We start from the raw sequence: 19818 nt of genomic DNA, 5'->3' as shown, positions 1-19818 counted from the left end.
ATGCTAAAATTATTAGTATTTTAAAATTTTTAGGGCTCTTTTTACCTTGTCTATTATTTTAATTGATATTATTATTTTATTGATATTCAGTTTGTTAAATTTTTTTGTATTTGTGTAGTTAGGTTGTTTTGTTTGTTTGTTTTTTGGTGTTTATCCCTGTTTTTTTGCATTTGCCTATGCGTTGTTATCTCAACTCAGATTTTGCAATTAAGGTACACTATTTAGCCGAGAAATAAAATTAAATTTGCGAGGTATTTTTTCATTTTGTATGTAAAATGGAGATTTCTTCCGGAAGATTTGTGAGGAGAAATCCATGATTTTCCGGGCCGCAAAGGCTTACATTTTGCGCCATTTTTAGCTGTATTTTTATTGCTGTAAGGTACTTCCCTGTGCGGGTGTTTTTCTACCCTGCCCTATCGCGAAATCCTGGCTTAGTCAATGAAAATGCTCAGGGGTTTTCAGTTGCGGCTCTTGTATTTTTTGTAAACCGGATACCCGAATACAGCTGCCAGGATCAGGCTGGCGCCAAGGTAAAATCCGGGCGACATGGTCTCCTTTGTGCCGAAGAGAATGAAGGCCAGAAGACTGCCATATATAGGTTCCAGATTGGTAACCAGGGCTACCCGGAAAGCCGACAAGGTGCGCATGACAGCTACTGCTGCAATGTAGGCCAGAGCTGTACAGACAGTACCCAGAAAGAGCAGGTATAGCCAGTCCTGAACGTTTAAACTGAAGCGCTCCAGGAGCAGTGTACCATCAGCCAGACGGTATACAGTGACCCAGAAAAAGGCACCGGAGATCTCATAAAAACCAATGATTACGGGGTTGCTTTTTTGCACCAGCGTGGAATTCAGGGTACTGAAAAGGCTTGCGGTAAGGGCTGCTGAGAGACCAAAAATGATGCCTATGGTATATCTGGATTCAAATTTAAAGATGAGATAAATACCTGAAATGATGACCAGACCAATCACAATATCGGCCATCTGTATGCTTTGTTTCTTGATCAGCGGCTCTAATATGGCGGTAAAAAGCGTAATTGAGGACAGGCACACCAGGGTAACCGATACGGTAGAAATCTTGATGGCCTGGAAGAAAAGGATCCAATGGAGCGCAACAATGCTGCCTATAAAAAAGAATTGTAAAAACTGTTTTTTTGTAACCCGTAAACTGGTTTTACTGAGTTTGAAATAGGCAAAAAGGGTGATGCTGGCGATGAGTACCCGGTACCAGACCATGTGCACGGCACTAACTGAAATTAAGTTGCCCAGTATTCCTGTAAAACCCCAGACGAATACGGTAAAGTGTAAGATCAAAAGGTTTTTATTGGAATTTTCTATTTTTCCCGGCATTATTTAGGTGCTTTTCTGAGCAAATAATAGCCCAGTAAACCAAAAAATAAAGTAGGAGCTATTACTGCCAGTAGGGGGGGCATGCCTCCTTTTAGCGAAAACATTTTTGCGAATTGGTTAAATACGATATAAGCAAAACTTAGCAAAATACCGATACCTAAAGGTAGTCCAACACCCCCACGTACCTTCCTGGAAGATAAGGCAACACCTATAAGTGTTAAAACAAAAGCAGACAAGGGATGTAAATAGCGTTTGTATTGCTCAAACAGAAGGTCATTCCATATCCCTGAACCCCTTATCTTCTCTTTTCTGATTTTTTCAGACAGCTCTTTATTGGTTAAGTTCTCGAAAATATTGTCATAAGCAGAGAAATCATCAGGCCGCATGTCCAGTACAGTATCTTTGGTCATGGATGTACCACTTACAAAGGTTTCCTTCAGGCCGTTTACATATCTTATCGAATAGTTGGTTAGCTTCCAGGAGCGTTTTAAAGAGTCCCATTTGATTTCGTCAGCAACCAGCTTCTTGGTCATTACATCTCCTTTGAAGTTGTCTAAAGAGAATCGTGTGCCCGTTTTGCTTTTGTTGTCAAAATTATCCATAAAAATATAGGTATTGTCGTCCAGCTTCATATGGATGTTACTTTTGCTGGATGGGTCATTTTTCTTTACATAAGTGTTCTCAAAGCTGTTTTTGAGCTGATTGGTATAGGGAAGGATGTATAAATTGGAGGCCAGGTTAAGCGAAAATATAACAAAGGCAGAAATAAAATAGGGGACAAGGAATCGGTTAAAACTCACTCCTCCACTTAAAATAGGCACAATTTCTGTCTGGTCGGCCATTTTTGCAGTAAAAAATATAACCGCAATAAAATTGATGAGCGGCGATAACATGTTCACATAATAGGGGATGGAACCAGCGTAATAAAGCGATATCACTTGCCAGAAGGTAAGATTGGCACTTAAAAAATCATCCAGTTTCTCCGACAGATCAAAAATAATGATGATCACCACAAATAACGTAAGCGTATATAAAAACGTGCCTAGGTATTTGCTGATGATGTACCAATCGAGAATTTTGACCCTGTCTTTGATAAAATCCATTTACAATTTATTCCCTAAGATAGTAACCATTTTGTTTTTCCATGCGTAAAATTCGCCGGACATAATTTTCTCACGGGCAGTTTTAACCAGCCATAGGTAAAAGTGCAGGTTGTGTAAAGTGGCAATTTGAGCACCCAGCATTTCTTTCGAATGCATGAGGTGTCTTAAATAAGCTTTAGAGTATACCTGGTCTGCAATCAGATCGCTATCTGCTTCTATGGCAGAAAAATCATCGGCCCACTTTTTATTGCTGATGTTGATGATGCCATTTTTAGTAAAAAGCATGCCGTTTCTGGCATTTCTGGTTGGCATTACGCAGTCAAACATGTCTACTCCCAATGCAATATTTTCCAATATATTAACAGGAGTGCCAACACCCATTAAATAACGCGGTTTTTCGTAAGGCAGTATATCGCATACTACTTCGGTCATGCCGTACATTTCTTCAGCAGGCTCTCCCACGGAGAGTCCGCCTATGGCGTTTCCTTCCCGGTCCATTGAAGCAATAAACTCAGCAGATTTTACCCGCAGGTCTTTGTATACGGAGCCCTGGACAATAGGAAACAGCGTCTGGTTAAAACCATATTTCGGAGTTGTGGTGTCAAATCGCGTGCAGCAGCGTTTTAACCACCTGTGGGTCATGTTGATGGAATTTGCTGCATATTTGTAATCACAAGGATAAGGTGTACATTCATCAAAGGCCATGATGATATCGGCACCGATGGTACGCTGGATATCCATGGCATATTCCGGCGTAAACAAGTGTTTGGAGCCATCAATATGCGAGCGAAAGGTTACACCTTCTTCTTTTATCTTCCGTACCTTGCTTAAAGAATATACCTGATAGCCGCCACTATCTGTAAGGATCGGCCTGTCCCAGCCAATAAACTGATGTAGACCTCCTGCCCGTTCCAGAATATCCAGGCCGGGTCTTAAGTATAGGTGGTAAGTGTTTCCTAAGATGATTTTAGCGTCGATATCAGTTTTAAGTTGTTGCTGGTTAATTGATTTAACCGTTCCGGCAGTACCAACGGGCATGAAAATAGGTGTCTGTATTTCGCCATGATCTGTGGTAATGGTGCCTGCTCTTGCTTTCGAATGTATATCTTTTGCTGCTAAATTGAATTTCATTGATGAGTATTTAGACCTTTAATTGGTTTACCGGCAAAAGTTGTCCGTTTTTTTGATTTTTCAACCGCCAATTAAAATCCCGGCAAAAATAGCAAAAAACAAGCTATAAAAAGGTTAAATTTTTTATCAACATAAAGGAACATTACAGATTAAAAACCAGAAATTTGACCCTTTCAAAAGTATATCGTGGAATTAACCTTATCAATGAGCCCCGAGACCTGTCTGCTCGGCATATTATTTTTTTGTTTGCTGATACAGCTATATTTTAGCCTGTTTGTTCACCTTAAACTGGGGCTCGCAAAAGTGGATGAAATTCCGGATAAAGCTGTAAAACCTTTAAGTGTGGTCATCTGCGCACGCAATGAAGTGGAGAACTTAAAGCAATATCTTCCGGTAGTGCTGAACCAGAATTTTACTGATTACGAGGTTGTTGTTGTGAATGACCGCTCCTGGGACGGGACAAAAGAACTACTTGAAGAATTTGCAAAACAGTATAATCATTTAAAGATTGTTACGGTTAACGAGGGAAGTAAATTTATTGCGGGTAAAAAGTTTGCAGTAACTATGGGCATTAAGGCGGCTTCCAACGAATGGCTGGTATTTACTGATGCAGACTGTGTGCCTGCCTCGTCAAATTGGCTGCTGGGCATGCAGCAACCTGATAAAGATCAGACAGAGATCCTTTTGGGTTTTTCTCCTTATTTGAAAAAAAAGGGACTTTTAAATGCGCTGATTCGTTTTGAAACTTTTTTTACCGCCGTTAACTACTTATCTTTTGCCTTAAAGGGAATGCCTTATATGGGCGTAGGTCGGAACATGGCCTATAAAAAGTCACTTTTCTTTAACAATAAAGGCTTTGCAGCACATATGCATATCCCTTCGGGAGATGATGATCTTTTTGTAAATGCACATGCCAACCACAAGAATACAGCTATAAGGATCAATAAAGATACACAAGTCTGGAGCGAGCCAAACACCAGTTTCAGTGCTTATTTACGGCAAAAAAAACGTCATTTTGGTGCAGGTAAACTGTATAAATCCAGGCACAAGTTCATCTTATCGGCCCAGATTGTGATACAATTCCTTTTTTATGTACTGTTTGCCGTGCTCCTGTGCTTCAAAGCAACCCTATGCCCGGCAATGATCCTATTTGTTTTGAGCATTTTGATCCGGTGCTTTATCTATCCCAAGCTATTGAAGCGGCTTAGTTATGGCGATTTAAGCTGGTGGTTTCCGATTCTGGACATACTATTATTCATTTTTTTAGTCTTTAATGGCATTCTGTCTATATTTGTTAAAAAAGTACAGTGGAAATAAAATCGACGTTAATACAGGAATACTTTAAAGATCTCACTGAAAAGCAAATTGCTCAGTTTGATCTGTTGTATAGTTTATATAGTTTTTGGAATGCGCAGATCAATGTAATTTCAAGAAAAGATATAGAGGAACTTTATGAACGCCACATTTTACATTCTTTGGGAATTGCTAAGTTCTGTACCTTTAAACCTGGCGAAAAAGTACTTGATGTAGGTACAGGGGGTGGTTTTCCAGGAATTCCACTGGCGGTTTTATTTCCTGAAACGCAGTTTCACCTGGTAGATTCTATAGGGAAAAAGATCAAAGTAGTCACGGAAGTGGCTTCAGCTTTGGGTCTGGAGAACGTGAAGGCCAGTCATCTGCGGGCTGAGCAGGTTACTGATAAATATGATTTTGTGGTTTCGAGGGCAGTAACGCGGCTGATTGATTTTTATCCATGGATTAAAGGAAAGTTCAATAAGGAATCCAAAAATGCGATACCAAATGGTATTCTATACTTAAAAGGAGGGGACCTGGCTGAAGAGATTGCTGAATCAGGCCTGAAAGCGGAACTATATCCGCTTTCCGCTTACTTTAAGGAAGCCTTCTTCGAAACAAAGTACGTGGTTTACATTCCGCAGTAAGATATTTTAAAGTTTATCCTGTTTTTATTTTAAGTGTCTGTTAATTAGATATTTATTTTTAACCGTGTGGTTTGTTACGGCTAAACTATCTAGCTTAGCCTATGAGTTTAATCCACAAAATAGGCCTTACACTGCTTAAAAGTGTAGGAGATGTGACCGCAAGAAATTTGCTGGATCATTTTGGTAGTGCAGAGGCTATCTTTAAAGCAGATAAACAGCAGTTGATGGAGATTTCCGGCATAGGCGATGTCATCGCCGGGCAAATTTTAAATCATCATGTATTTGGAATTGCCGAAAAGCAACTTGGATTTATCCGGAAACATCGCATACAGGTTCTTTTTTATACCGATAAAAATTATCCCTGGCGATTGAAGAACTGCCACGACGCACCCGTTTTACTCTATTATAAGGGCAATGCAGATCTAAATCACCCCCGTATCATCAGTGTTGTAGGCAGCAGAAGGGCTACAGAATATGGACGCAGGCTATGCCGCGAGTTGATAGCACACCTGGTACCTTATGGGGTAATTATTGTGAGCGGACTGGCTTATGGCATAGATGCAGCGTCACATCAGGAAAGCCTGGAGCATCAAATACCCACAGTAGGGGTGCTGGCACATGGTCTGGATCGTATTTATCCGGCCTTACATAAGCCAATAGCTCAAAAAATGCTGCTGAATGGTGGTTTATTAACCGAGTTTTTACCGGATACCATTCCAGATAAAGAGAATTTTCCAAAGCGGAACCGCATTATTGCAGGTATAGCCGATGCGATCGTAGTTGTGGAAGCTGCAGCAAAAGGGGGTGCCCTGATTACAGCTGATATCGCAAACTCGTACAACAAAGATGTATATGCCTATCCCGGACGAACAACTGACCAATATTCTGCCGGATGCAATTTTTTGATAAAAACCAATAGGGCCTCCCTGATCAGTCATGCCAAAGACCTGACTTACTTCCTCGGCTGGGATGAAGTCGCTGTAGATAAAAGCAGTTCACAGCTAGAATTTCCACTAGCCCTGTCTAAGGAGGAACAAGAGGTATTGTATCTGTTAAAAGATACAGTTATGGGGATTGATGAGCTTAGGGTGAGAACGGGTTTTAACCAGAGCCAGTTGGCTATGCACTTGCTCAACCTGGAAATGCAAGGTGTTTTACAGGCTTTACCCGGTAAAATTTACAGGTTGAGCTGAGATATTTTTTATCGGTTTTTAATTATATTCCATTTGCCCTTATTATCATCTGTTTGTAAATCTATTGGAATACTAGGGTAAAATATAATTCTGTTTATTTTATTTAAGTAATATTATATTGTGAATTTTTATTTGTACGTAAAATTCCAATCTTCAATCTGTATTTTTGTATCATGTGGTACAATAATATTTTGGAAACCATTGGCAATACGCCATTGGTAAAATTGAATAACATTACTAAGGATATCCCTGCAACCGTATTGGCAAAGATCGAAACTACAAATCCTGGAAATTCGATCAAAGACCGTATGGCAGTAAAGATGATCGAGGATGCGGAAAAAAGCGGAAAACTAAAACCAGGAGGCACGATCATTGAAGGGACGTCTGGCAATACGGGCATGGGGCTGGCTATGGCCGCCATCATTAAAGGCTACAAATGTATTTTTACAACCACAGACAAGCAGTCTAAAGAAAAAGTAGATGCCTTGCGTGCTTTTGGAGCTGAGGTGATTGTTTGTCCAACCAATGTAGAACCTGAAGATCCCCGTTCTTATTATTCTGTATCCTCACGTTTGGAACGCGAGGTTCCCAATTCGTGGAAGCCAAACCAATATGATAATTTATCCAATACACAGGCTCATTATGAGCAGACCGGTCCTGAAATCTGGGCGCAGACGGAGGGTAAGATTACCCACCTGGTAGTAGGAGTAGGCACTGGTGGTACCATTTCCGGTACGGGAAAATATCTGAAAGAGCAGAACCCGGATATTAAGGTTTGGGGTATAGATACTTATGGTTCAGTATTTAAGAAATATAAGGAAACTGGTATTCTGGATAAAAATGAGATCTATCCATATATCACAGAAGGCATAGGGGAAGATTTTCTTCCCAAAAATGTAGATTTTGATATCATAGACCTTTTTGAAAAAGTAACAGATAAAGATGCAGCCTTGATGACGCGTGAGATTGCGCGCAAAGAGGGCATATTTGTAGGTAATTCTGCTGGTTCTGCCATTGCGGGCTTGTTGCAATTAAAAGATAAACTAAAGCCTGAAGATGTTGTGGTTGTTATATTTCATGACCATGGCAGTCGCTATATGGGTAAAATGTATAATGAAGACTGGTTAAGGGAGCGAGGTTTCCTTAAAGATGAAAAACTTACTGCCAGATCTATCATAAAAAAGAAAGAAAATGCAGAAATTATCACGATAGACTGTGAGAAAACAATCCTTGAGGCTATCAACAACATGAATACGCTTAATATTTCGCAAATACCTGTTACGCAGAAAGGTATGGTGGTAGGCAAACTGGCAGAAGGTGATATATTGAAAGCGCTTTTAGAAAATCCGTCCCTGAAATCTGCGCCTGTTCAGCAGATCATGTCAACAGGTTTCCCTTTTGTAGATCTGAACACATCGATAGATCGCATCTCCTCCCTGATCAATAAGGAAAACAGTGCGGTTCTGGTTGAAGACGAGCAGGGTAAAATTGAGATCATCACACAGTACGATATCATCAATGCAATTTCAGGATAGGACATTAAAATATACCGAGACAAAAACAAAAAACAACACCCAACAAAAAAGCCCCTAATTGGGGCTTTTTTGTAATCCTAAGTATTAAATAAGTGTTAATGTGTCGGTGCCGAAGCTTCTACACGTTTGATCTGTGCACCCAGGGCACGCAAACGGGTATCAATATCCTGGTAGCCGCGCTCAATTTGTTCTATATTAAAGATGGTCGATTTTCCTTCCGCTGATAACGCGGCGATCAGCAGGGAAACGCCGGCACGGATATCCGGAGAAGTCATGCTGATCCCCCTTAATTTATACTTTTTGTCGATACCATTTACTGATGCCCTGTGCGGATCACAAAGGATGATCTGCGCACCCATATCGATCAGTTTATCCACAAAAAATAACCTGCTTTCAAACATTTTCTGGTGGATCAGTACATTTCCGCGGGCTTGCGTGGCTACCACTAAAATAATACTCAACAAATCTGGTGTAAAACCAGGCCATGGTGCATCGGCGATAGTCAGCATGGAGCCGTCTATAAACGATTCAATTACATAATGCTTTTGCGAAGGAATGTAAATGTCATCTCCTTTCAGTTCAAACCTGATCCCCAGCTTTTTAAAAACATCCGGTATTACACCCAGTTCAGAATAGCATACATTTTTTATGGTGATTTCTGATTCTGTCATGGCAGCCAGACCAATAAAGGAGCCGATTTCTATCATGTCCGGTAACATGCGGTGTTCTGTGCCACCCAGTTTTTTCACACCCTCTATCGTTAACAAGTTAGAGCCAACGCCCGATATCCTGGCACCCATACGGTTTAACATTTTACACAACTGCTGTAAATAGGGTTCACAGGCCGCATTATAAATGGTGGTTGTTCCTTTGGCCAGCACGGCTGCCATCACAATGTTGGCAGTACCCGTTACAGAGGCTTCGTCTAGCAGGATATAAGCTCCCCTTAAATTCGTTGCATCAACGTTAAAGAACTCTTTTTTAGCGTTGTATACAAATTTAGCGCCCAGTTTCTCAAAACCGATAAAATGTGTGTCCAACCTTCTGCGGCCAATTTTGTCACCTCCGGGTTTAGGTATTGCGGCTTTACCAAAGCGGCCAAGCAAAGGACCAACAATCATAATTGAACCTCTTAAACCTCCACCTTTTGTTTTAAAAACATCCGACTGGAAAAAATCCAGGTTAATGTGTTTGGCTTCAAAAGTATAAATGTCTTTATTCAGGCGCTCAATGGCAACACCCATATCACCCAGCAATTCAATCAGTTTATTTACATCTTTAATATCGGGTATGTTGCTGATGGTTATTTTCTGATCTGTCAATAAAACAGCAGAGATGATTTGTAAGGCTTCGTTTTTTGCCCCCTGGGGTTGAATTTCACCCTTTAATTTCTTTCCGCCAATTATTTCAAATGCGTTCATGTTATTCGTAAGATGTATGGTAAACGGATAAAATTAGTGTCGCTGCTTGGCGTTGTTGTTGCGTTGCGGACGGTTGTTGTTGTTATTGTTTTGTCTGCCCTTACCATTATTTCTTCCACGGTTGTTGTTGGACGGTCTGGTTACAACAGGAGGTTTAAATTCAACTTTATTTAAGTTGACATTCTCATCCAGTTGCAGTAGCCCTCCAGATAGTTCCCGCAGGTTCTTTAAAATCGTTTCATCAGCAACACTATCTTTGTTCCAGGTAACGTAGGCCATTTTCATGAAATTGGCGATACCCTGCACCATAGCAGCCCTGCGTTCCGGTTCATCAACTGCTTTGGCTTTTTCAATCATCATCTCCACAGTTTTACCATAATGTTTATAGGTAATTTTTTGTTGAGGATAGCCGATATGCTGCGGTTTTACCAGGGCAGCTTCAGGAGTTGGCTTAGGATAGGGGCTGTCTACGTCAATTTTATAGCCCGAAATGATGTGCAAATGGTCCCATAGTTTGTGCTTAAAGTCGGCCACATCACGTAAATGCGGGTTCAGAAAGCCCATTAAATCAATTACTGCCTGGGCGTACTTATTGCGTTCTTCAAGATCCTCAAGTTCTATAATGTACTTCACCATGTTTTGCACATTACGGCCATATTCGGCTAATATCAACTCGTTTCTTGTGGTATTATATTCGAAATTCATTTATATACGTTTCATTTTTAGATTAGTATGCGCCAGTATGTTGTTCATCGGCCCATTTACGTCAGCGTATGCTCAGTTTTTTTATTTGTTCGGGAAGCGTGGTGCTTTCCTTTATGGTTGTAAATATAAGGCTTATTTCACAATTCGCAACTTAGCAAATTTTAGTAACAATTGTTTATTGCCCAGACCTTGAAAAAACACAGTTGCTTTTACATCAGGCAAAGTTCCCTCAAGGCTGATGATTTTTCCAAAACCAAACTTTTCATGTTCTACATCCATGCCATTCTGAAAGGCGCTGGCCGCATCAGGTGCAAAACCCGGGCTCGGTACGTGTGCTTTGGGCAACATTGATGTTGTTTTTGGCCTTTGTGCAGCTGCACTTACCGTTCCGGTGCTGCCTGAAGCTGGTTTGGATTTGCTGAAAGTATCGCGTTGCTGTGTCCAGCTGCGTCTTTCCTCCCCGAAGCTGTTCTCTCCAAGGCTGCTTTTGGCAGGCTTTACAACTTCAATTTCCAGAAAACGGGCGTTGATCTCGTCAATGAACCGGCTGGGCTCGCAATTGGTCAGCGTTCCCCAACGGTAGCGCGAGGTGGAATAGGTAAGGGTCAGTTTCTTTTCAGCACGGGTCACAGCTACATAGAACAGCCTGCGTTCCTCTTCCAGATCATTGCGCGAGTTTAAGGACATCTGCGATGGGAACAGGTTCTCTTCCAGGCCAACTACAAAAACATTTTTAAACTCCAGACCTTTGGAAGAATGAATGGTCATTAAAGAAACTGTATCTTTATTCTTGTCATCGGCCTTATCGTCGTTGGTCAGCAATGCAATATCCTGCATAAAAACAGCCAGACTGCGGTCTTCAATATCTTCCCGCTCTCCAAACTCCTTAATACCGTTTAACAATTCCTGTATATTTTCATGTCTGCCACGCCCTTCTTCCGACTGGTCAGTATGCAATTCTTTCAGAATTCCCGAATGCTGGGCAATATATAAGGCTGTTTCATAAGCATCCAGTTTCTTCGCTTCTACAGCAAAACTTTGTACCATTACTGCAAAATCATTCAGCTGATTGGCAATTCTGCCCGGTATATATTGTTGTGGATTACAGATCACCTGCCACATGGTGATGTTGTGCTGATCGGCGGCAACCATAATTTTCTCCACCGTAGTATCGCCCAATCCCCTGCGCGGATAATTAATCACCCTTTTTATTGCTTCTTCATCCGCAGGATTAAAGGTTAACCTGAAATAAGCAATTAAATCCTTTACCTCCTTGCGCTGATAAAAGGAAAGGCCGCCATATATCTTATAAGGTACATTTAATTTCCGTAAGGCCTCCTCCATGGCACGTGACTGGGCATTTGTCCGGTAAAGGATGGCAAAATCATGGTAGTCGTAACCTTTTGATGAACGTTCCTGTACAATGGCTTCAGCAACCATTTTACCTTCTTCATTATCGGTAAAGGCACGCTGTACTTTAATCCGGTCGCCTTCCTCATTATCAGAAAAGACATTCTTTTCGAGCTGATTTTTATTATTGGCAATAATGCTGTTGGCCACTTCCACAATATTTTGTGTAGAACGGTAATTCTGTTCCAGTTTATAAACCTGTAAGTCTGGGTAATCCCGCTCAAAGTTTAGTATGTTCTGGATGTTTGCACCCCTGAAGGCATAAATACTCTGGGCATCATCCCCCACGACACAGATGTTCTGATAGGCAGCAGCCAGTTTTTTAACAATGGTATATTGTGAAAAGTTGGTATCCTGGTACTCATCCACCATCAGGTATTTAAATTTCTGCTGGTATTTATTCAGTACATCAGGATGTGTTTTAAGCAAAACATTGGTTTTGAACAACAAATCGTCAAAATCCATTGCTCCGGCCTTAAAACAACGTTTGGTATAAGTTTCATAAATCACCCCAATTAAAGGGCGTTTATTGCTTACATCCTCGGCCTGGATCTCCGGGTTTTGCATATACTCAGTGTAAGAGACCAGGTTATTCTTGGCCGATGAGATCCTGTTGTACACAAAGTTGGCATTGTACAGCTTATCATCCAGCTGCATTTCTCTAAGGATCGTCCGGATCAGGCTTTTGCTATCGTCGGTATCGTAAATTGTAAAATTGGAAGGATAGCCTATTTTTTCTGCTTCAACTCTTAATATTTTGGCAAAAACAGAGTGAAATGTACCCATCCAGATGTTCTTTGCTTCTGTACCTACCACTTTCATGATCCGCTCGCGCATGTCTTTGGAGGCCTTATTGGTAAAGGTAAGTACCAGGATATTAAATGCATCCACTCCTTTTTCAATCAAATGGGCCACCCTGTAAGTGATCACCCTTGTTTTTCCAGAGCCTGCACCTGCAACAATCATTGCCGGGCCTTGTGTGTTCTCTACTGCTGCGCGTTGTTGGGGGTTTAAACCTGCTAAATAATCCAAAATCCGTTTCTGCTGTTTATATTATGCTATTGAATGCTATACGCTTAATTAAAGTACAAATTTAAGAAATTATACGCTGTTAATGATATATATATTGGTAAAATACTGAACCGGGATATCAGGCTAGTTCCAGTCCTTTTTGGTACTTTCTATCTTATAGGTCCAGAAGTTGACCATACGGTTAATCTTTGTGTAATTGCCATATTTGAAATGGATTAATCCGGCGGCTGTATGTAGGATCAGATGTCCTACATCGGCTTTTTTATGCCAGAAATACTGTTTCGCTGTGATGGCTTGTATTTTATGAGGTTCAATGATTTCATGTTCCACATCCCATATTCCACTTCGTTTAATGATGAAATCCTCATTTACATAAAGGCGATGGCGTTTAAACTCGAAGTAAAGCATGGTTGAAACCACAATAATGTATGGTATGATGAGTGTCAGATACTGTCGGAGAGATGGATAAAAAACTAAACTTAAGCTAAGGAAAACCAGTGCCGGAATAACAATCCAAAGCATTATTTGCAGAAAAATAAATCTGTAATTGGGTAATAAACTAATGCCTGCTAAAGGAAGCTGATGGTAGATCATTCTAAGAATCTCATCACGTTCGTTTGCATCGCATCCCGGAATCTCTATTGCTGTTTTTTTATTTTCTTCCTTATCGGCTGTTTCATAGGTTGCCTGTTTGATCTTAATGTTCAGCAAATTGAATCTTTTCTGAAAAAAGTTCTGGCTATAAGCGCTGAGCTGAACTTTGTTTGGCCTGAGCAATACATTTTTCCGCGTAAAAAGGCCGGAACTAATGGCGAGTGCATTTTTTTGCCGGACTATCTGGAAATTAAAATATTTAATCAGGGTTCTGATGACATTAGTAGCCAGAACCAGGAGCAGGGCAAGTAAGATAAGTACACCTATGGAAAAGAACGAAAACCCACTGCTCAATACCTGGTCAATCCTGCTGTTCTCAATTTTAAACGCTGAGGTGTAATCTTTAAAAAGTTGAATTAAACCCAGGACGAAACCACCCAGCAACACAAAACTTGCACCATAATTAGTGGTTATACCTACTTTCAATAGGGTAGAGACACTTAAGTTTAAAAAAGGAGCAGTCACTAGATCCGTCCCTCCGGAACTTTCAAATTCCTGTGGAATCCCTTCATGAGTTGACGCTGCATTCAAGAGTTTCTGCTTTAACGCGATTGCCGTTACCTGGTCAATAGCCTTAATATTGGCTTCCTTCTTTTCAGTTCCGGCGGTATCTATTTCCAGGCTGTACACGCCCACTACTTGCTGTAACAGCGACTGATTGATATTTACCTGCTGGATTTTACTGAGTTGAATGCTGAGTGTACTCTTGTTAAAAACACCATCATTGATCACAAATTCCTGTTTTTCTTCATCGAGGAAAAATGTGAACTTCTGATACCTGATATAAGTGACAATAGCTAAAACAAGCAGCAGCAATATAGACCCGGTAATGATGATGCCAGCCAGATAACCAGAATCTTTGGATCTGATGATGATCAGCAGGATGGGTATAAAAATTGCCCTTATTGTTTTTTGAAGGTTGTTGACGAACAGAACGATGATACCGGATGCAGATTGCTTTTGAGGTATGGAAAAATCACGCTGTGTAATATTTTCTTTGTTCATTATTCAGCAAGGTTGATCTGTTTCATCAATATTTCCTTGATCTGTCGGGCCTGTCCAATCTCAATGCCGGGAATATGCAGACTGCCGGAGCTGCCACCAGCAGTAAAAATCCTCAACTGGCCCAAATCGTACATCCTGGAAAACAGCCCCTCATCCAAAGCAATGTGCTGAATCCTTGAAAAGGGGATAATGATAGTAGAAATGGCAATGATGCCGCTCCTGTACAAAATATCCTTTTCCCTTACCACATAGCCCCTCCGGCTAATATCTGTTTTGTAGAGCAGGAATAAAATAATTGCTAAAACGATGTACCCGGTGGCTATCACATATAGATAAGGTCTGAATGCTGCAGTAAAATAGAATAGTGCCATTAAGCCGGCTGCCAGGAAAAGCAGAAAGATAAGCAGGTTCAGTACCACCACCTTCCAGTATTTTTTACTCACTGCATTTAAAGGTACTTCTTCGTACTTTGGCAAATTGCCAATATCCAGTGTGTCGTTTGTAAAATCCAGCATTTAATATATTTGACGTAATGATAGGGGCCAAGTTACAAAAAAGAGGTGTAACTGGTTACCACCAAGCAGGATAATTTACCTAGTTTTGCAGTATAAAATAGATGAGTTTTTCCTGGTAAATAATAACCTGATATGCAAGAGATCAAAAAATATGTCGAAGACAACAAGCAGCGATTTTTAGACGAACTGTTTGAATTGTTGCGCTTTCCGTCGGTTAGTGCCGATCCGAAATATAAAGCAGATGTACTTAAAACTGCTGATTTTGTAGCGCAGAAACTGAAAGACGCGGGTGCAGATAAGGTGGAGATCTGCAAAACTGCAGGTTATCCCATCGTTTATGGCGAAAAGATCATTGATGAAAAATTGCCTACAGTTTTAATTTACGGACATTATGATGTGCAGCCTGCGGATCCGCTCGAACTTTGGAAAACACCTCCTTTTGAGCCTACTGTCCGCGACGGTAAAATCTATGCGCGTGGTGCCTGTGATGATAAAGGACAGTTTTACATGCATGTGAAGGCTTTTGAACTGATGATGAAAACCAATACACTGGCTTGTAATGTGAAATTCATGATCGAAGGCGAGGAAGAAGTAGGATCTGCAAACCTGGGTATTTTCGTAAATGCAAATGTAGATCGTCTTAAAGCCGATGTGGTGCTGATTTCTGATACCTCTATGATCAGTATGGAAAATCCTTCCATTGAAACGGGTTTACGTGGCCTTGCATATATGGAAGTGGAAGTGGTTGGACCTAACCGAGACCTGCATTCAGGGGTTTACGGCGGTGCAGTGGCTAATCCTGCAACCATCCTTTGTAAAATGATTGCTTCATTGCATGACGAGAACAACCACGTTGCCATTCCAGGGTTTTATGATAAAGTGCTGGAGCTTACTGATGCAGAGAAAAAAGCATTAAATGCTGCTCCATTTGATTTAGAAGAATACAAGGAAGATCTTGATATCCGGGTGGAATGGGGAGAAAAAGGGTATTCGACACTGGAACGTACCGGAACCAGGCCAACTTTAGAGGTTAATGGCATTTGGAGCGGTTATATTGGTGAAGGCGCTAAAACTGTACTTCCTGCTAAAGCCAACGCTAAAATTTCGATGCGCCTGGTGCCTAACCAAAGTTCTGAAGAGATCTCTGCGATCTTTACCAAACATTTTGAAAGTATCGCCCCTGATTATGTAAAGGTTAAGGTGACTACGCACCATGGTGGTGAACCTGTGGTTACGCCAACTGATAGTATAGCTTATCGTGCAGCTGAGCGGGCCATAGTAGATTCTTTTGGTAAAGCGCCTATTCCTACGCGTGGCGGTGGAAGTATTCCTATTGTGGCCCTGTTTGAAAGTGCATTAGGCATTAAATCGGTCCTTTTTGGTTTTGGTTTGGATAGTGATGCTTTGCATTCGCCAAATGAGAAGTATGATATTTTTAACTATTATAAGGGAATAGAGACTTTGCCTTTGTTCCATAAATACTTTGCAGAACTGAGTAAATAGCACATTAAAATTTGTAAAAACACCAATATTCCTTCTCTCCGCGGATTCTGAGGAAGAATCTGAATTCGATCAGGAACATTGGTGTTTTTATTTTGGAAGCATACCTGTATGGAGCATTCAGAGATTATTGTATTTTTGCAGCATCATGCCGCCAGCACCTAAAAAAACAACCGTTTCCAGAAAACCTACTTTTCGCCAAATCTATGAATCAGATGCGTCTGGCCGTCCACGCAGAAAAACTGTAACCAGAAAACCTTCGAAACGAAAAAAGAAAGGCCTGTCCCGGGAGTGGAAGTTTGTGATTGCGATATTGCTGATTATACTGCTCTCCCCATTCTACTATGCCTATATCATTAAAGGTTTTTCTTCTACCTGGCGATGGATTAAAGACCTGGGCGAAGACCCCAGTTATCGTACTTACAGCAGTTTTGACATCCGTATTCCCAGGGGATATGACATTCATGGCATAGACGTTTCTTACTACCAGGGAAAGATTGACTGGAAAAAGGTAAAGGCCATGCAGGAGGATGAAGTAAAAGTTGATTTTGCCTTTATTAAAGCAACCGAAGGATTGTTTATGGTAGATCCCTATTTTCAGCGCAACTGGCGGGAGGCCCCAAAATCGGGGCTTATTTGCGGGGCCTATCATTTCTTCAGGGCGCATAAACGGGGTTTATGGCAGGCAAAGTTTTTTTTGCAGACGGTTAATTTTGAAGCGGGTGATCTTCCACCCGTGGTGGATATTGAAGTGCTAAATGGGGTGCCGGCCGCTGAAATGCGTAAACAGTTAAAGGACTTTGTAAACCATATAGAACGAAAAACAAAAGTAAGACCGATCATTTATACAGGTCTTTCCTTTTATACCGACTACCTTAAAGGATATTTTGAAGATTATCCTTTATGGATAGCCCATTACCATCAGCAAAAATTAAAGATCAGCGCCGCAACAAAATGGTATTTCTGGCAGCATTCTGATAAAGCTAAAATCTCAGGCATCAATCATGTAGTTGATTTTAATGCGTTTAATGGAGATAGCCTGGCATTTGACCGGCTATTGATTAGATAAATAGAACATCTTTCGAAAAAATCTCATTAAATAATTCAATAGATATTCGTAAAAATTAGCAATAATGCTATATTTGCGCCAAGTAAGGATTTTTCTTTAGTATGTCAATGCCCGGATGGCGAAATTGGTAAACGTTGCGGTCTCAGAAGCCGTTGGAGTACAATCCTTGAGAGTTCGAGTCTCTCTTCGGGCACATCGAAACTTAAAAGCCTGTAAAACATAGTTTTGCAGGCTTTTATTATGATATGCATATTGTAAAAACGAATTAGCCATGATCAGATTAAACAATGAAACCCCTTCAGAAATATTGCAGGAAGTAAAGAAAGGCGATCTGGTTACAGATACCTTCAGTAAAACCGGCCTGGTAGAAAGTGTAGACACTTCTGATGACGGATTGTATAAGATCTATACCTTTAACCTGGTTACAGGCCGTACCATTATCATAAAAAGATAAGTCTTAAACGTGTATTCCACCTGATACTTCAATGCGTTGTCCGTTTATCCAGCGGGCATCTTCGGTACATAAAAACGCAACCACCCCACCGATATCATCAGGTAAACCCACGCGGCCCAAAGGGGTCAAACCGGCTATGTTCGTATTTGTGGCTTCATCATCCCTCACGTGACCACCGCCAAAGTCTGTAGCGATCGCTCCCGGAGCAACAACATTTGCGGCAATACGCCTCGGGCCCAGTTCCCTGGCCAGGTAGCGGGTAAGTACTTCAACAGCTCCTTTCATAGCAGCATAAGCCGAAGATCCCGGGTAAGAAAAACGCGCAAGCCCTGAAGAAATATTAATGATGCGACCGCCATCGCTGATAAAAGCTAATGCCTTTTGCGTAAGAAAAAATACGCCTTTATAGTGGATGTTTAATGCTGTGTCAAACTGCTCTTCTGTAGTTTCAGCAAAGGGAGCATACAGTGCGGTTCCTGCATTGTTGATCAGAAAGTCAAAATGGCTGGTATCAAAGGTGTTTTTTAAGATCTGCTGTACCTGTACCATGAACTGATCAAAACTGCTGATCTCGCCTGCATTAAATTGAAGTGCTGCAGCTTTCTGCCCCAAGGCTTCAATTTCTGCAACAACCCGCATTGCCTCTTCCTGTTTGCTGTTGTAGGTCAGGATCACATTGATACCCTTTTTAGCCAGGTTTAATGCCATGTTTTTGCCTAATCCCCGGCTGCCGCCGGTTACCAGGGCTATTTTTGTGTGATTTGTCATTGTAATTTTCTTTATTGAATTAGTAAGACAAATATCAGGGCTATTGTGTGCTGTATGTTTGCACGCATCAATCCAATAGTTGCAAAATTCAAACCGTCATCAGCAAAATAAAATGGCCCGTACGTCCTCAGGACCTGAAGGCAACAGGTGTCAGTGTGGTTTGTTTTCTGAAGAAATTTGAAAAATGGGCGAGCTCCTCAAACCCAAGACAGTACGCGATTTCTGAAATGTTCCAGTCGGTTTGTTTCAAAAGGATCTTAGCTTCCTGTAAAACCCTGCTGCTAATAATGTCTGTAGTAGTTTTCCCCGTATGCTCTTTTAATACTTTATTGAGGTGGTTTACATGAACAGCAAGTCTTTCCGCATAATCTTTTGCCGTACGCAGTCCAATCTTCTGGTGTGGAGATTCTATTGGGAACTGCCTTTCCAGGAGTTCGATAAACAATGAGGAAACCCTTGCTGATGCGGTATGTGAGGGATATAATGCAGTGGCCGGCTGAAGTTTTTGCCCGTAGTGGATCAGTTCCAGCACGTAGTTCCGGAGCAGGTCGTATTTATATACATAAGCTGAAGATAACTCTTTATGCATTTTCTTAAAAATGAAGGTAATGTCCTCTGCTTCTTCATCTGAAAGCTGGAAGACCGGGTAACCTCCGGGTTGAAAGATGGGCAGTTGCTCCAGCTGCACACCACTTTTGTTTTGAACCAGGAAATCGGGAGTGAAGATGCAGAAATTGCCAGATTGATTGTCATCCTGTGGCAGCCAGTTGTATGGGATTTTTGGGGTAGCAAACAGCAAACAGTTTTTTTCGATATCAATTACCTTATCTGCATATTCAGCCTGATTACGGCCACTGATCATGCTGATCTTATAATAAGCCCTGCGGTTATATGGCATGACCATTTTATCCTTCTTCCTGGCAAGCAGCTCGTCCAGCTTAAATACATTGAAATGACCAATTTCCTTGTTGATCCCATCAGGGATGAGCAACGCGGTTTGCTGATAAAATTCTTCCAGTGAGGTTGCTGCCATA

Annotated in this window: 17 protein-coding genes and 1 tRNA gene; 8 read left to right on the top strand and 10 right to left on the bottom strand. The window is 41.1% G+C overall.

What is annotated here, in order from left to right; genetic code table 11:
- Positions 1–458 precede the first annotated feature (458 nt).
- The 3 genes from R2Q85_RS05890 to tgt are packed head-to-tail and all read right to left on the bottom strand — an operon-like array spanning position 459 to position 3583.
- The gene (locus R2Q85_RS05890) at positions 459–1349 is read right to left on the bottom strand and encodes a DMT family transporter (protein ID WP_316810822.1); all 891 of its coding nucleotides are present in this window, start codon (positions 1347–1349) and stop codon (positions 459–461) included.
- On the bottom strand, positions 1349–2452 hold the full coding sequence (locus R2Q85_RS05885) for an LptF/LptG family permease (protein WP_316810821.1): 1104 nt from the start codon (positions 2450–2452) through the stop codon (positions 1349–1351). The genes R2Q85_RS05890 and R2Q85_RS05885 overlap by 1 nt, the downstream gene beginning before the upstream one ends.
- Positions 2453–3583 (bottom strand): tRNA guanosine(34) transglycosylase Tgt, encoded by a 1131-nt coding sequence (gene tgt, locus R2Q85_RS05880; RefSeq protein ID WP_316810820.1) that lies wholly within the window; start codon positions 3581–3583, stop codon positions 2453–2455.
- A gap of 186 nt (positions 3584–3769) precedes the next feature.
- Here tgt and R2Q85_RS05875 point away from each other — a divergent pair, with 186 nt between their 5' ends.
- From R2Q85_RS05875 to R2Q85_RS05860, 4 genes are all read left to right on the top strand, one after another.
- Complete coding sequence (locus tag R2Q85_RS05875) at positions 3770–4900, top strand: glycosyltransferase (RefSeq protein ID WP_316810819.1); 1131 nt, start codon at positions 3770–3772, stop codon at positions 4898–4900.
- Complete coding sequence (gene rsmG, locus R2Q85_RS05870) at positions 4891–5523, top strand: 16S rRNA (guanine(527)-N(7))-methyltransferase RsmG (protein WP_316810818.1); 633 nt, start codon at positions 4891–4893, stop codon at positions 5521–5523. Before R2Q85_RS05875 ends, rsmG begins: the two co-directional genes overlap by 10 nt.
- Before the next feature lie 101 nt (positions 5524–5624).
- The gene (gene dprA, locus R2Q85_RS05865; RefSeq protein WP_316810817.1) at positions 5625–6716 is read left to right on the top strand and encodes a DNA-processing protein DprA; all 1092 of its coding nucleotides are present in this window, start codon (positions 5625–5627) and stop codon (positions 6714–6716) included.
- A 173-nt stretch (positions 6717–6889) separates the two neighbouring features.
- Positions 6890–8251, top strand: a complete 1362-nt coding sequence (locus tag R2Q85_RS05860; RefSeq protein ID WP_316810816.1) for a pyridoxal-phosphate dependent enzyme — start codon at positions 6890–6892, stop codon at positions 8249–8251.
- A gap of 95 nt (positions 8252–8346) precedes the next feature.
- Here R2Q85_RS05860 and murA read toward each other — a convergent pair whose 3' ends face one another.
- From murA to R2Q85_RS05835, 5 genes are all read right to left on the bottom strand, one after another.
- Positions 8347–9672, bottom strand: a complete 1326-nt coding sequence (gene murA / locus R2Q85_RS05855) for a UDP-N-acetylglucosamine 1-carboxyvinyltransferase (RefSeq protein WP_316810815.1) — start codon at positions 9670–9672, stop codon at positions 8347–8349.
- Between the two features lie 33 nt (positions 9673–9705).
- Positions 9706–10377 carry a DUF4290 domain-containing protein gene (locus R2Q85_RS05850; RefSeq protein ID WP_316810814.1) on the bottom strand — a complete coding sequence of 224 codons (672 nt, stop codon included), beginning with the start codon at positions 10375–10377 and terminating at the stop codon, positions 9706–9708.
- 132 nt (positions 10378–10509) lie between these two features.
- A complete protein-coding gene (locus tag R2Q85_RS05845; protein WP_316810813.1) occupies positions 10510–12819 on the bottom strand; it encodes an ATP-dependent helicase in 2310 nt (769 codons plus the stop codon).
- A 123-nt stretch (positions 12820–12942) separates the two neighbouring features.
- Positions 12943–14478, bottom strand: coding sequence for a PH domain-containing protein (locus tag R2Q85_RS05840; RefSeq protein WP_316810812.1), 1536 nt, complete (start codon positions 14476–14478; stop codon positions 12943–12945).
- Positions 14478–14993 (bottom strand): PH domain-containing protein, encoded by a 516-nt coding sequence (locus R2Q85_RS05835; RefSeq protein ID WP_316810811.1) that lies wholly within the window; start codon positions 14991–14993, stop codon positions 14478–14480. Before R2Q85_RS05835 ends, R2Q85_RS05840 begins: the two co-directional genes overlap by 1 nt.
- Positions 14994–15125: 132 nt before the next feature.
- On the opposite strand from R2Q85_RS05835, the gene R2Q85_RS05830 reads away from it, so the two are divergent.
- The 4 genes from R2Q85_RS05830 (at position 15126) to R2Q85_RS05815 (ending at position 18016) form a co-directional block, all read left to right on the top strand.
- Positions 15126–16496 carry a dipeptidase gene (locus R2Q85_RS05830; protein ID WP_316810810.1) on the top strand — a complete coding sequence of 457 codons (1371 nt, stop codon included), beginning with the start codon at positions 15126–15128 and terminating at the stop codon, positions 16494–16496.
- A 145-nt stretch (positions 16497–16641) separates the two neighbouring features.
- Positions 16642–17562 carry a glycoside hydrolase family 25 protein gene (locus tag R2Q85_RS05825; protein WP_316810809.1) on the top strand — a complete coding sequence of 307 codons (921 nt, stop codon included), beginning with the start codon at positions 16642–16644 and terminating at the stop codon, positions 17560–17562.
- A gap of 109 nt (positions 17563–17671) precedes the next feature.
- A tRNA-Leu gene (locus R2Q85_RS05820) sits at positions 17672–17755 on the top strand.
- 78 nt (positions 17756–17833) lie between these two features.
- Positions 17834–18016, top strand: a complete 183-nt coding sequence (locus R2Q85_RS05815; RefSeq protein ID WP_316810808.1) for a hypothetical protein — start codon at positions 17834–17836, stop codon at positions 18014–18016.
- 3 nt (positions 18017–18019) lie between these two features.
- Here the strand turns inward: R2Q85_RS05815 and R2Q85_RS05810 are convergent, their stop codons facing one another.
- Together R2Q85_RS05810 and R2Q85_RS05805 are read right to left on the bottom strand one after the other, a co-directional pair.
- Positions 18020–18784, bottom strand: coding sequence for an SDR family NAD(P)-dependent oxidoreductase (locus R2Q85_RS05810; RefSeq protein WP_316810807.1), 765 nt, complete (start codon positions 18782–18784; stop codon positions 18020–18022).
- Positions 18785–18911: 127 nt separating this feature from the next.
- Entirely contained in the window at positions 18912–19817 is a 906-nt protein-coding gene (locus R2Q85_RS05805; protein WP_316810806.1) for a helix-turn-helix transcriptional regulator, read from the bottom strand.
- Between the last annotated feature and the right edge of the window lies 1 nt (position 19818).

The organism is Pedobacter heparinus, assembly GCF_032678725.1.
GTDB classification, from domain to species: Bacteria; Bacteroidota; Bacteroidia; order Sphingobacteriales; family Sphingobacteriaceae; genus Pedobacter; species Pedobacter heparinus_A.
Note: the sequence above shows the minus strand (reverse complement) of the source record. Positions and strands in the feature narration are given on the sequence as shown.